The sequence below is a fragment of the Roseburia sp. 831b genome (assembly GCF_001940165.2).
In the GTDB taxonomy this organism is placed as follows: Bacteria; Bacillota; Clostridia; order Lachnospirales; family Lachnospiraceae; genus Roseburia.
In genome coordinates this window covers 1,564,503-1,577,867 of sequence record NZ_CP135162.1, presented here as the reverse complement: position 1 = coordinate 1,577,867, position 13,365 = coordinate 1,564,503, and the positions used below count along the sequence as shown (strand labels likewise).

Here is a 13,365-nt window from a genome sequence, read left to right as displayed (position 1 = left end):
AATTATTTTGGCTGACTTAAGAAAAGAAATAGAGAAACGTCGTACCTTTGCAATTATTTCCCATCCGGATGCAGGTAAGACAACATTGACAGAGAAGTTTTTATTGTATGGAGGTGCAATCAATCTAGCTGGTTCCGTAAAAGGAAAAGCGACAGCACGCCATGCAGTGTCTGACTGGATGGAAATCGAAAAGCAAAGAGGTATCTCTGTTACTTCTTCTGTTTTACAGTTTAATTATGGCGGTTACTGCATCAATATTTTGGATACACCAGGACATCAGGATTTCTCGGAGGACACGTATCGTACCCTTATGGCAGCAGACTCTGCGGTCATGGTAATCGATGCATCCAAAGGTGTTGAGGCGCAGACAAGAAAGCTGTTTAAAGTCTGTGTTATGAGACATATCCCGATTTTTACTTTTATTAACAAGATGGACCGTGATGCAAACGATACCTTCGACCTGTTAGATGATATCGAAAAAGAGCTTGGTATCGCAACATGCCCGGTTAACTGGCCAATCGGTTCCGGAAAGAATTTTAAGGGGGTATATGACCGTAATACAAAGAAGGTCATGACCTTTTCCGATACATTAAAAGGAACCAAGGAGGGACAGGAAAAACAGATTGACATTGATGACCCGGCTTTGGTGGATGAAATCGGACAGGATTATAAGGACAAGCTGTTAGAAGAGATTGAATTGTTAGATGGAGCAAGTGCTGAGTTTGATATGGACTTAGTAAGCAAGGGTGAACTTTCTCCTGTATTTTTCGGTTCTGCCTTAACAAACTTTGGTGTTGAGACCTTTTTACAGCATTTCTTGAAAATGACATATTCTCCATTGCCACGTAAGGCAGATATCGGAGAGATTGACCCATTCCAGGAGGATTTTTCTGCGTTTGTCTTTAAGATTCAGGCGAATATGAATAAGAATCACCGTGACCGAATTGCGTTTATGAGAATCTGTTCCGGTAAATTTGAGGCTGGTATGGAAGTCACACACGTACAGGGTGGCAATAAGAAGATTAAATTATCCCAACCGCAGCAGATGATGGCACAGGAGCGCCACATTGTAGAGGAGGCTTATGCCGGAGATATCATTGGTGTGTTTGACCCGGGTATTTTTTCGATTGGAGATACAATTACCACGGCAAAACCGTTCCAGTTTGAAGGTATTCCGACCTTCGCGCCGGAGCATTTTGCAAGAGTACGCCAGGTCGATACGATGAAGCGGAAACAGTTCATGAAGGGAATGCAGCAGATTGCACAGGAAGGTGCCATTCAGATTTTCCAGGAATATAATATGGGAATGGAAGAGGTCATCGTCGGTGTTGTCGGTGTGCTGCAGTTTGATGTCTTAAAATATCGTCTTGAGAACGAATATAACGTTGAAATCCGTATGGAAAATCTGCCTTATGAACATATCCGCTGGATTGAAAATAAGGACATCGATATGGATAAATTAACAGGAACCTCTGATATGAAGAAGATTCAGGATTTGAAAGGCCGTCCATTGTTACTGTTTGTCAATGCATGGAGTGTCGGTATGACATTAGACCGAAATGAAGGACTTGTTTTATCAGAGTTTGGACGTGAATAAGGAGCATACAAATGGGAGTTGTGACAATCACAAAAGAAAATTTTGAACAGGAAGTATTAGCCTGCAAGATTCCGGTTGTGCTTGATTTTTGGGCAGACTGGTGCGAGCCTTGCAAAATGCAGGCTCCTGTCATAGAAGAACTTGCAAAAGAATTAGATGGAAAAGTAAAATTTGGCAAGGTCGATGTAGACAAAGAAGCCGGACTTGCCTTAAATTATCAGGTCATGAACATTCCGTCCTTGATTGTGATGAACTGTGGAATCTTTCGTGCAAGAACAGCAGGATTTCAGACAAAAGAACAGATTTTACAGCTGATTGCGGACAATCAGGATGCAAGCTTTTCGATGTAAGAGTTTAGAAAAAATTTATTTGTAAGAGAAAAAGAGATATGGTATGCTTTTCTTATCAGACATGTATGTTTTTGGATAAAGAAGGCATACCATTTCTTATCTGAATCGTCCGCCTGGCAGCAGAGCCAGTTCCCAGATTTCCCGAAAGATAGAAGCATGATAAAAGACAAGATATGAAAGAATCTTAAAAAAGTGAAGAAGGATCCTTTTAAGATATTAATGTGTCCGATTTATGGGACATATGATATGAGATATTTCTATTAGAAAAAGTTGTTCCATAAAAAACGAACAAATTTTCGATTTTTTATTGACAATGAATCAGATTTATACTACTATAAGAACAGAAAACGAACATAGGTTCGCATGGAGGAGAAAAATGGCGAAAGAAGATAAATTGAAAGCATTGGATGCTGCAATCTCTCAGATTGAGAAGCAGTATGGTAAGGGATCTGTTATGAAGTTGGGAGACAACTCTGCAAGCATGAATGTAGAGACGGTTCCAACCGGTTCCTTAAGTTTAGATATTGCATTAGGACTTGGCGGACTTCCAAAAGGACGTATTATTGAGATTTACGGACCAGAGTCCAGTGGTAAGACAACAGTTGCACTTCACGCAGTTGCGGAAGTACAAAAGAGAGGCGGAATTGCGGGATTTATTGATGCAGAGCATGCCTTAGATCCGGTATATGCGAAGAATATCGGGGTTGATATTGATAATCTTTATATTTCACAGCCAGACTGCGGAGAACAGGCACTTGAGATTACAGAGACCATGATTCGTTCTGGCGCTGTAGACATTGTCATCGTCGATTCTGTTGCGGCACTTGTTCCTAAGGCTGAGATTGATGGTGATATGGGAGATTCCCATGTGGGACTTCAGGCAAGACTTATGAGTCAGGGACTTCGTAAGTTAACTTCCGTAGTCAGCAAGTCTAACTGTATCGTAATTTTTATCAACCAGTTGCGTGAGAAGATTGGTGTCATGTTTGGTAACCCTGAGACAACAACGGGTGGACGTGCGTTGAAGTTCTATTCTTCTGTTCGTATGGATGTCAGAAGAATTGAGGCATTGAAACAGGGCGGTGAAGTGATTGGTAATAGAACCCGTGTTAAGATTGTAAAGAATAAGGTTGCACCTCCATTTAAGGAGGCAGAATTTGATATCATGTTCGGTAAAGGTATTTCCAAAGAGGGAGATATTCTTGACCTGGCAGCGAATGTTGGTATTATCAATAAGTCTGGTGCATGGTATGCATACAATGGCGAGAAAATTGGTCAGGGTAGAGAGAATGCCAAGAATTATCTGAGAGAGAATCCACTTATCTGTGAAGAGGTTGAGGCAAAAGTGCGCGATCATTTTAAAGTGGATATGGATGGTGAACCAGAAGAAGATACTGCCAAGGCACCGGAAGTAGAGTTAAGCGAGGAATAAAAATAAAGAGGAGAAGCTATGTCACAGATACAGATTGTTTCCGTGACACCTTTAGAAAAAGGGAAAAGGGAGATTCTGTTGGGAAATGGAATCACCTTTTCCCTTTATTCAGGTGAATGCAGAAAATATGGAATCAAAGAAGATGGATATCTCGAAGAGGAAGCATATCAAAAGATAATAACAGAGGTTTTAACACCAAGAGCAAAAAAACGTGCCATGCATTTATTAGAGAAGATGGATCGTACCAAAAAACAACTTTTTGATAAGTTAAGCCAGAATGGATATCCTAAGGAGTGTATCGAGAGCGCAATCAACTACGTAGAGAGTTATCACTATATAGACGATTTACGCTATGCAAAGAATTTTATCCGTTATCAGCAAGAGAAGAAGAGCAGAATGCGTCTGCAGATGGACCTTTGCAAAAGAGGGGTTCCGAAGGAACTTATTGAGCAGGCATTAGAAGAAGAGTACGAAAATGAGGATAAGCAAAAGATTTATCAATTGCTGTTAAAACGAAAATATGACGGAAAAAGCCAGGATGCAAATGAGTTTCGCAAACAGTATCAGTTTTGTATGAGACGGGGATACAAGAGCGCGGACGTCCTTTTCGTCATGAAAAATATGGAGGAGATGGATTCGTCGAAATAAATTCAAAATTTTGCAAAGGAAAGGTTTATTTTGGCACAATATGTAGTATAATCCTTGAAAATGTATGCAATATTATGCATATTGTATAGTTATCCACTTGACATAATTTCGAAAAAAGGATAAAATTTAACTGTTGTTATTTATGACAGACAAGTAAGAATGTTTAATGTTATATGAACAATGAAAATTTCATAAAGGAGGTGCTCCTGTGCAGGTAGCGATTGCTGTTGTTATTACATTAGTGGTAACTGCAATTGTCGTTTGGTTCCTTGCAAATCTGTACCATTCAAAGGTCACAGACGCTAAGATTGGTAACGCGGATGAGAAAGCAAGAGAAATCATTGATGAGGCAGTGAAGACAGCAGAGACCAAGAAGCGCGAATCCATGCTTGAGGTGAAAGAAGAGTCCATCAAGGCAAAGAATGAGCTTGATAAGGAAATCAAAGAGCGTAGAGCAGAGATTCAGCGTAGCGAACGTCGTGTTGTACAGAAAGAGGAAAACTTAGATAAGAAGTTAGAATCTATCGAGAGACGTGAAGCAGGCTTTGCTGCAAAAGAAGAAGAAATCAACAAACAGAAAGCTCAGATCGCAAGGCTCAACGAAGAGCGGTTACAGGAACTAGAAAGAATCTCAGGATTAACCTCCGAACAGGCAAAGGAATATCTTCTTAAAACCGTTGAGGAAGATGTTAAACTTGATACTGCAAAATTAATCAAAGAATTGGAAAACAAAGCAAAAGAAGAAGCTGATAAGAAGGCAAAGGATTATGTAGTTACAGCCATTCAGAAATGTGCTGCAGATCATGTCGCTGAGACAACAATCTCGGTTGTACAGCTTCCAAACGATGAGATGAAAGGTAGAATTATCGGACGTGAGGGTCGTAATATCCGTACATTAGAGACTTTGACAGGTGTTGATTTGATTATTGATGATACACCGGAAGCAGTCATCTTATCCGGATTTGATCCAATCAGAAGAGAAGTTGCCAGAATTGCATTAGAGAAATTGATTGTAGATGGACGTATTCATCCAGCTAGAATCGAAGAAATGGTAGAAAAAGCACAAAAAGAAGTAGAGACAATGATTCGTGAAGAAGGTGAGACAGCAACCTTAGAGGTTGGTGTTCACGGAATTCATCCAGAACTTGTTCGTCTGCTTGGTAGAATGAAGTTCAGAACCAGTTATGGTCAGAACGCATTGAAACATTCTATCGAGGTTGCGCAGCTTTCCGGCTTACTTGCAGCTGAAATCGGTGTCGATGTCAGAACTGCAAAGCGTGCAGGTTTATTGCATGATATTGGTAAGTCAGTCGATCATGATATGGAAGGCTCTCACATTCAGATTGGTGTCGATTTATGTAGAAAATACAAAGAATCAGCATTGATTATCAATGCAGTAGAAGCACATCACGGTGATGTAGAACCGGAATCTTTGATTGCATGTATTGTTCAGGCTGCTGATACCATCAGTGCCGCAAGACCAGGTGCAAGAAGAGAAACATTAGAAACATATTCCAACAGATTAAAGCAGTTAGAAGATATAACAAACGGATTTAAGGGTGTAGATAAGTCATTTGCTATTCAGGCGGGTAGAGAGATTCGAATTATGGTAGTTCCAGAGCAGGTTAGTGATGCCGATATGGTATTATTAGCACGTGATATTTCAAAACGGATTGAATCTGAATTAGAATATCCAGGACAGATTAAAGTAAATGTGATTCGAGAAAGCAGAGTTACGGATTACGCGAAGTAAATTTTCGTAGATCTGAAAAATGTGGAAAGTATTGAGAATATAAAGTTTTCAATACTTTCCTTTTTATTTTTTATGTAATAGGAAATTTCGTTCCTCTTACACAAAAAATGCTCCGTGAGGATCGCACTGCGGCGGAGTTGAACAATGTCGCAAATGCGACCCGCCGCAGGCGGAGAATCCTGCAAGCAGGATTCTTATTTATATTATATTATAGTATAATAGATTATGCTATATGGACGAATTGGTGTGAAATGGAGGAGAAGAAAAATGCAGCATGTAAAGAGAATAAACCGGGAATTATGTTTTGAGGGCTCAATCCTTGATTTTTATCAGGATACGATAGAGCTTCCAGATGGAAAATGCGAGAAATGGGATTTTGTGTGCCATAGAAAGGGTGCTGCGGCTGTTTTACCAGTGTTAGAAGACGGAAAGGTACTTCTAGTAAGGCAGTACCGAAATGCGCTAGAACGAGAAACATTAGAGATTCCTGCAGGGTCAAGGGACAGTGTGACAGAGGATACGAAGGTTTGCGCCGCACGTGAGTTAGAGGAGGAGACCGGATACAAAGCGAATCAGCTCACCCCTTTATTGTCTTTAAAGACAACGGTAGCGTTTTGTAATGAATTTATTGATGTCTATCTTGCAAGAGATTTGAAAAAAGGTGTACAGCACTTAGATGAAGGAGAATTTATTGACCTTGAAGCGTACGAGTTAGAAGAACTTACCGCGATGATTGCAGAGGGGAAAATACAGGATTCTAAGACAGTAGCTTCGATTCTTGCTTACCAAAATCTGGTCTTAAAAGAATTGATACATAAAATGGCATAATGTTTCATATATTGAACAGACAAAAACAAGAAGGAATACGAATTGAAGCGTTATCGATTTGTCCTTTTGGGCGGTTTTTTGCTTGGGATATTGCTTGCAAATGGAATGGGCATTGAGATTTTAAATTCTTATGGAGTCTTAAATACCTACTTTCTGGAGCAGTTTTTGTATGGAACATTGGATCAGTCCGCTCTTTTTGGCAGTGTGCTTTCACAGCGTTTACAGGTATGCAGTTATCTGATTCTTTTGGACTTGCTGATACAAAATACGCTTTTTCAGAAAAGTATGGGAGCGTTGTTTAGTATGTTCTTGGGGATATATCTGACGGCGGCAATCTCAAATTTTGGAATAAAAGGAATCGTGTTAGGTTTTTTGTTCCTTTTTCCACAATGGATTTTTTACGGTGCCGCCTTTGTTCTTTTCTGTTATGGAGCAAGAAGGCGCGAAAAAAGAGGAATGGTTGTCCATGCTGGGTATCACACCAAAAAAGAAATCCTGTTTCGCGTCTTTTTTTACGCGGGATTTTTGGGTCTTGTTTTGCTAGGATGCGCCCTGGAAAGTAGTCTAAACCCCATTATTTTGAAAAAAACAATAAAAATATTAAAATTTTTCTAAAAAATTTTTACAAGATATGGTACGAAAAAAATGGAGAAATTCGATATCTTGTAGTTTTATGTAAATCACTGTTTTTTGGTGAAAAATATTATTTGATTTTCTGCACCGGAATCATTATAATAAAGGAAGTATCTCTCTTTGGGATACAATTTTTTGTTTTGTAATAAATAAGGGAATGAGAGAATAAGAATTGGGGCAGGTAAGATTATGACACATGACATACACAATTTCATCCAATATCTTCATGAGGAAAAAAACACTTCGACAAATACGGAAGTTTCATACGAGCGTGATTTGAGAAAGATGGGAGAATATCTTTTGACAAAGAACGTGAAACAGGTGGATGTGGTCACTGCGTCAGATTTGGAAGCTTATCTGAACCATTTAGGACAAGAGGGACGAAAAGCCTCTACCATATCAAGATGCATTGCATCAATGAAAGCATTCTTTTCCTATTTGCAGGAGAGTGGCAGAATAAAACAGAACCCTGCAGAGGGTTTAAAGGCACCAAAAATCGAAAAGAAAGAACCGGCGGTACTTTCTGTCGAAGAGGCAGCATTATTGCTAGAACAGCCTTCTGGCGATTCGCCGAAGGAACTGCGTGATAAGGCAATGCTGGAATTGTTATATGCTACGGGAATCCGTGTTTCGGAACTCATTTCACTTAAAATAGAGAATGTGGATTTAGAACAGGGATGCCTGGTTTGTGTGGATGCACATAAGGAGCGGATGATTCCATTTAGCGATGTGGCGCGTGATACGTTAAAACGCTATTTACAGGAAGGTCGTCCTGCTTTCGTCAAGAATGAAGAGAGCGAGTGGCTGTTTACAAACTGCTCCGGTCAGTCGATGAGCAGACAGGGCTTCTGGAAACTTATGAAATATTATGGCAAGAAGGCGGGAATCCGTTCTGAGATTACACCACATACGTTGCGTCATTCTTTTGCAGTTCATTTGGTACATAACGGTGCAGATTTAAAGGCAGTACAGGAGATGTTAGGTCATTCTGATATTTCCTCCACACAGATTTATGCGCAGATGAACCAGAATAAGATAAGAGAAGTGTATGAGAAAGCTCATCCAAGAGCATAGAATAAAAAGAGCATAGAATAAAATAAAAGAGCTAGGTACGGCATTTGCCGTATCTGGCTCTTTTGGTGTTTACTGCATCTCTGCAATCGTATAAATCAATTTCTTGGAATCTTCCCAGCCGAGACATGGGTCTGTAATAGATTTTCCGTAGATGTGTTCCCCGATTTTCTGGGAGCCTTCTTCAATGTAACTTTCAATCATGACACCTTTTACCATGGTGTGAATCTGTTCGGATACCTGACGGTTGTGAAGCACTTCTTTTACAATTCTAATCTGTTCTTTGAAGTTTTTGTTCGAATTCGAATGGTTTGCGTCAATGATTGCGGCAGGGTGGACGAGATCCATTTTATCGTACATGTCGCAAAGACGGATTAAATCTTCGTAATGGTAGTTTTGTACGGTATTGCCATGCTTGCTGACAGCACCTCTTAAAACTACATGTGTAAGTGGATTGCCGGGTGTTTCAACCTCATAGCCACGGTAAACAAAGTGGTGAGGATGCTGGGCGGCATAAACAGAATTCAGCATGACAGAGAAGTCACCGCTGGTCGGATTCTTCATGCCGGATGCAACATCAAAACCGCTGACCGTCAGACGATGCTGCTGGTCTTCGACAGAACGTGCACCGATGGCAACGTAGGAGAGAAGGTCTTCGACATAACCCCAGTTTTCCGGATAGAGCATTTCGTCTGCACAGGTCAGGTTGCTCTCTGCAATGGCACGGATATGCATTTTTCGCATTGCAATCAGACCTTCTACCATATCAGGTGCTTTTTCAGGGTCAGGCTGAGAAGCGATTCCCTTGTAGCCCTCGCCGGTGGTACGCGGCTTGTTGGTGTAAACTCTTGGAATTAAAATCAGCTTGTCCCCTACCTCTTCCTGAATAGGCGCCAGGCGGCTGACGTAATCGCACACGGAATCTTCATTATCCGCAGAACATGGCCCAATGATGACAAGAAAACGGTCATCTTTTCCACAGATGACGTCAGATATCATTTTGTCACGTTCCTTCTTTAAAGCTGCAAGATTTGCAGGCAGGGGATAACGTTTCTTGATTTCCTCCGGTGATGGTAATTGGTTCAGATATGTAAAACTCATAATAATCTCCATTCTTGTATGTGAAAAAATGATTTCACACGAACCGCTAATGGTTTTGTATGAAAAATCCATTTCACTTAAATTCTTATAATATAAAATCAAGTTATAATAGCTATAATTACTATAACTTTTATAAAATTCTTAAGCTATATCATAATCGAAAAGTAACAAGATGTCAAATCCTGTTCCAAAAATGGGAAGAAAACATGTTCCAAAAATGGGAAGAAAACATTTTAGAAAGATTCAGGTGTCAAAAGGTTGCTTACAGTTTTCTTACTGTCAAATTATACAATGACAAGCCAATTTTGTTCCGATGAGCGAACATAAGAAAAATCTAAGTATGCCTGACAAAGATTATTTTAAAGTCACGTGACTGGCATTCAACGAGCCATCCATGGCTCGTGAAGCCTTGTTCTGCCGTCCGTGGCAGAACATCACTGTGGATAGAAAGGCATACTAAGATTTTCTAATGTTTCCTCAAAGGCACAAAAAGAGGCTTGTCTTTGTGCAATTTGCCAATAACTAATTTGTGAGCAACCTTTTGACACCCGAATCTAAAAAATGAAAAAGTAAGGCATGTAAAAGAAAGAAGAAAAATGTAACAGAAAAAACTTTTTGACTTTAAATCGAAAAAGTACTTGAAATTGAAAAAGAAAACGGATAGAATGTGTTTAAGTTATTCGAGACATTGCCTTTGGGGGATGCAAGAGAATTCTATTTGACGAATAGAAAATACATAACGTATGGAGGAAAAACATGGAAAAGAGAATTTCAGGCAAGACAGGTTTATTAGGATTGATTGGTTCACCGGTAGGACATTCCGCATCACCGGCGATGTATAATTACAGCTTTGAGAAGCTTGGATTAGATTATGCTTATCTTGCGTTTGATATAAAGGTAGAACAGGTAAAGGATGCAGTTGCAGCAATGCGTACATTACATATGAGAGGCTGTAATGTTACGATGCCAGATAAGACAGAGGCTGCAAAATACATGGATGAACTTTCACCGGCAGCACAGATTATCGGCGCCGTCAATACCATTGTCAATGACGATGGAAAACTGACCGGTCACATTACAGACGGAGAGGGGTTCGTACAGAATCTGCGTGACCATGGAATCGAGATAAAAGGAAAGAAAATCACGGTTGCCGGAGGCGGCGGAGCAGCAACGGCAATTCAGGTGCAGTGTGCACTAGACGGTGCAAGAGAGATTTCAATTTTTAACATCAAGGACGCTTTTTTTGAAAGAACCTTAGAGACAGCAGAGAAGATTAAAAAAGCGGTTCCGGGATGCGTTGTAAATGTTTATGATATTGCAGACACGAAGAAGATGACAGAAGAGATTGCTTCTAGTGATATTTTTGCAAATGCGACAATCGTTGGTATGAAACCGATGGAAAAGGAGAGTGTTGTAAAAGACTTAAGCGCATTCCGTCCAGGACTTGTTGTGGCAGATGCTGTATATAACCCGGAGGAGACAAGACTTCTTCGTGAGGCAAAAGAAGCCGGATGTACCTGTATCGGTGGAAAAGGAATGCTTTTGTGGCAGGGTGTTGCCGCATTTAAACTTTACACAGGTATGGAGATGCCGGTAGAAGATGTGAAGAAATTATTCTTTTCATAAGGGAAGTACTGCTACATAACGAAGATGGTTCCGTTCGCTGGTAGCAAGAAGAGAAGAATGGATATAGAAAAAGCTTTCTATGTAACTACAAAAGTAGAACATAGAAAGCTTTTTTGATAAGAATTATCTCATCGATTTAAGGGGAAAAGAATATTTATTCTATAAGAAGTCATGGCGGGCAAGTACATTAAGGATGTTACGTCCTTCTTCTGTGCCCTCAATGATCCTTCTAGCACGTTTGCTGTCTCCGATGTTGACAATTTCAACATTTGTATCAGAGAAAGCTTCTTCTAAATCGGCTAATACCGGAGTATTTGCACGCATTCCAAGACAGATGAAACCATAGTCGAAAGGAATTTCCTCGATTTCTCCATCTGGATTTTTTACAATATAACGGTCGCTCTTTACTTCCTGAAGAGCTGTATTGGTCATTTGGCGAACGTTGTATTTTGCCATTTTTGCGTTTGTGTCACATTTTGAAACAGGATCAAGACCGTTTCCAATCATAGGAAGCATCTCTACCATAGTCACTTCAGCACCTCTTGGTGTGAAGAATTCCATTACATCAAGACCAACGGCACCACTACCGATGATGGCAACTTTTTTGCCTTTCATATCTTCTGGATATTCGTTGATGCGTTCAATCATTTTTAAAACAGTTGCAACACGTGTATCATCTTTATCTACAAGGTCATGAAGTCCTGTGATTGGTGGAAGAGTAGGAACGGATCCGGTTGCGTTTACAATGATATCCGGGTTTAAGCTCTTCACCATTTCAACGGTTGCTGCTGTGTTTTTAAAGATAAATAAGTTGTGCAGCTTGGATGCTCTGTGAATCATGTAATTTGGGAAATCTGCAAGACGTTTTTTGTCCGGGATTTTGGAAATTACAGATGCAAGTCCGCCAAGTTCAGCATTTTTTTCGATAAGGAAAGTCGTACATCCGACTTCTGCAGCGGTGCAGGCAGCCTCTAAACCGGCAGTACCACCACCGATAACAACAACGTTACATGGTTTGTTTACTTTGGTCTTCATGTAGTCATCACCACTGTTGACAGCAGGGTTAACGGTACAACGGATTGGCTGGTTTAAACCGATTCTGTGGCCAGCACATCCAATGTTACAGGAAATACATTTTCTTAAGTCACATTCATGACCGTATTCTATTTTGTTGACCCATTCCGGATCTGCGATAAGACCACGGCCCATTCCGATGAAGTCTGCATCGCCTCTTGCAAGAATATCTTCTGCAACCTTAGGATCACGGATGTTACCAACGGTCATACAAGGTTTGCCATATTTTTCCTTAACCGCTTTTGCCATGTAAGATCTCCATCCATCTGGAAGATAGTTTGCATCAATCTGATACTGGATGGATCCGTTTAATCCACAGGAAACGTCAAAGACGTCAACTTCTTTTTCAAAATACTGTAAATACTCTAAGGTATCCTCTAAGGTATTTCCGCCTTCCATCATTTCGTCAGCGCTGATGCGGACAAAGATAGGGAAGAATGGTCCAACCTGTTTACGGACTTCCTCAATGACTAATTTTGCGAAGCGTGCTCTGTTTTCTGCACTTCCACCGAATTCGTCTGTTCTCTTATTGGTAATCGGAGAGAGGAACTGGCTGATTAAGTAAGAGTGTCCGGCGTGGATTTCAACAGCGTCGAAACCACAGATCTGAGCACGTTTTGCTGCTTCTCCGTATTTTTTTACAATGTGAAGAATCTCTTCTTTTTCCAAAGGACGAGGAATCTCTCCACCTGCTTTGGATGGAACGTCAGAAGCGGATACCGGCTGCATGCCGATACGGGATGACATTGCAGAAGCACCTGCATGGTTTAACTGAATTGCGATACAGGCACCATGCTTGTGAACGTTTTCACATAATTTATATAATCTTGGGATGTAGTTATCTAAGTCGATACGAAGCTGGGTAGTACCGTTAGAACCCTGAGGGGAATCAACGCTGGCATTTTCTACGATAAGAAGACCGGTACCGCCTTTCGCGCGCTGCTCGTAATAGTTAATATGAAGAAAACTCATTTCACCGTTCTGTTCACCGTAGTTGGTTCCCATAGGGGTCATTACGATTCTGTTTTTGACTGTCATACGACGAATGGTCATTGGTTCAAAAATATGTGGATAGTTTTTTCTCATAGTTTTAATCTCCTTTGTTTGAAATAGTTTGACAATGCAAAGGTTGTTTTGGTAACGGGCAGTTGTTACTTTTTTAACAATGAAAGTGTAAAAAACTGCGTTGCAATTATTTTATGCGATTTCACACTTGTTAATTTCAATGTAGCTGAAAAAAATAAAAATGTCT

General features: G+C 40.3%; 11 protein-coding genes. 9 read left to right on the top strand and 2 right to left on the bottom strand.

The annotated features are described in order from the left end of the window. The first annotated feature begins 7 nt into the window (after window positions 1-7). The 8 genes from BIV16_RS07460 to xerD all read left to right on the top strand — a co-directional run bounded on the left by BIV16_RS07460 (window position 8) and on the right by xerD (window position 8,315). Complete coding sequence (locus tag BIV16_RS07460; RefSeq protein WP_075678442.1) at window positions 8-1,597, top strand: peptide chain release factor 3; 1,590 nt, start codon at window positions 8-10, stop codon at window positions 1,595-1,597. 11 nt (window positions 1,598-1,608) lie between these two features. Further along, window positions 1,609-1,947 (top strand): thioredoxin, encoded by a 339-nt coding sequence (trxA, locus tag BIV16_RS07455; RefSeq protein WP_075678443.1) that lies wholly within the window; start codon window positions 1,609-1,611, stop codon window positions 1,945-1,947. A gap of 376 nt (window positions 1,948-2,323) precedes the next feature. Continuing rightward, entirely contained in the window at window positions 2,324-3,379 is a 1,056-nt protein-coding gene (gene recA, locus BIV16_RS07450) for a recombinase RecA (protein ID WP_075678444.1), read from the top strand. Between the two features lie 18 nt (window positions 3,380-3,397). Further along, window positions 3,398-4,027 (top strand): regulatory protein RecX, encoded by a 630-nt coding sequence (locus BIV16_RS07445; protein ID WP_075678445.1) that lies wholly within the window; start codon window positions 3,398-3,400, stop codon window positions 4,025-4,027. A 241-nt stretch (window positions 4,028-4,268) separates the two neighbouring features. After that, window positions 4,269-5,780 carry a ribonuclease Y gene (gene rny / locus BIV16_RS07440; RefSeq protein ID WP_442971735.1) on the top strand — a complete coding sequence of 504 codons (1,512 nt, stop codon included), beginning with the start codon at window positions 4,269-4,271 and terminating at the stop codon, window positions 5,778-5,780. A gap of 267 nt (window positions 5,781-6,047) precedes the next feature. Next, the gene (locus BIV16_RS07435) at window positions 6,048-6,608 is read left to right on the top strand and encodes an NUDIX domain-containing protein (protein WP_083624955.1); all 561 of its coding nucleotides are present in this window, start codon (window positions 6,048-6,050) and stop codon (window positions 6,606-6,608) included. A 42-nt stretch (window positions 6,609-6,650) separates the two neighbouring features. After that, the gene (locus tag BIV16_RS07430) at window positions 6,651-7,223 is read left to right on the top strand and encodes a hypothetical protein (RefSeq protein WP_075678448.1); all 573 of its coding nucleotides are present in this window, start codon (window positions 6,651-6,653) and stop codon (window positions 7,221-7,223) included. A 207-nt stretch (window positions 7,224-7,430) separates the two neighbouring features. After that, window positions 7,431-8,315 carry a site-specific tyrosine recombinase XerD gene (xerD, locus tag BIV16_RS07425; protein ID WP_075678449.1) on the top strand — a complete coding sequence of 295 codons (885 nt, stop codon included), beginning with the start codon at window positions 7,431-7,433 and terminating at the stop codon, window positions 8,313-8,315. 69 nt (window positions 8,316-8,384) lie between these two features. On the opposite strand, the gene BIV16_RS07420 is transcribed toward xerD, so the two are convergent. Then, the gene (locus BIV16_RS07420; RefSeq protein WP_075678450.1) at window positions 8,385-9,413 is read right to left on the bottom strand and encodes a 3-deoxy-7-phosphoheptulonate synthase; all 1,029 of its coding nucleotides are present in this window, start codon (window positions 9,411-9,413) and stop codon (window positions 8,385-8,387) included. A 756-nt stretch (window positions 9,414-10,169) separates the two neighbouring features. Here BIV16_RS07420 and aroE point away from each other — a divergent pair. Next, window positions 10,170-11,039, top strand: coding sequence for a shikimate dehydrogenase (gene aroE, locus BIV16_RS07415; protein ID WP_075678451.1), 870 nt, complete (start codon window positions 10,170-10,172; stop codon window positions 11,037-11,039). Window positions 11,040-11,198: 159 nt separating this feature from the next. Here the strand turns inward: aroE and BIV16_RS07410 are convergent, their stop codons facing one another. After that, window positions 11,199-13,199, bottom strand: coding sequence for an NAD(P)/FAD-dependent oxidoreductase (locus BIV16_RS07410; RefSeq protein WP_075678452.1), 2,001 nt, complete (start codon window positions 13,197-13,199; stop codon window positions 11,199-11,201). Between the last annotated feature and the right edge of the window lie 166 nt (window positions 13,200-13,365).

Coding starts and splice junctions, on each gene's coding strand:
- xerD (WP_075678449.1), top strand. CDS start 7,431: ATGACACATGACATACACAATTTCATCCAATATCTTCATGAGGAAAAA.
- trxA (WP_075678443.1), top strand. CDS start 1,609: ATGGGAGTTGTGACAATCACAAAAGAAAATTTTGAACAGGAAGTATTA.
- BIV16_RS07435 (WP_083624955.1), top strand. CDS start 6,048: ATGCAGCATGTAAAGAGAATAAACCGGGAATTATGTTTTGAGGGCTCA.
- aroE (WP_075678451.1), top strand. CDS start 10,170: ATGGAAAAGAGAATTTCAGGCAAGACAGGTTTATTAGGATTGATTGGT.
- BIV16_RS07420 (WP_075678450.1), bottom strand. CDS start 9,413: ATGAGTTTTACATATCTGAACCAATTACCATCACCGGAGGAAATCAAG.
- BIV16_RS07445 (WP_075678445.1), top strand. CDS start 3,398: ATGTCACAGATACAGATTGTTTCCGTGACACCTTTAGAAAAAGGGAAA.
- recA (WP_075678444.1), top strand. CDS start 2,324: ATGGCGAAAGAAGATAAATTGAAAGCATTGGATGCTGCAATCTCTCAG.
- BIV16_RS07410 (WP_075678452.1), bottom strand. CDS start 13,199: ATGAGAAAAAACTATCCACATATTTTTGAACCAATGACCATTCGTCGT.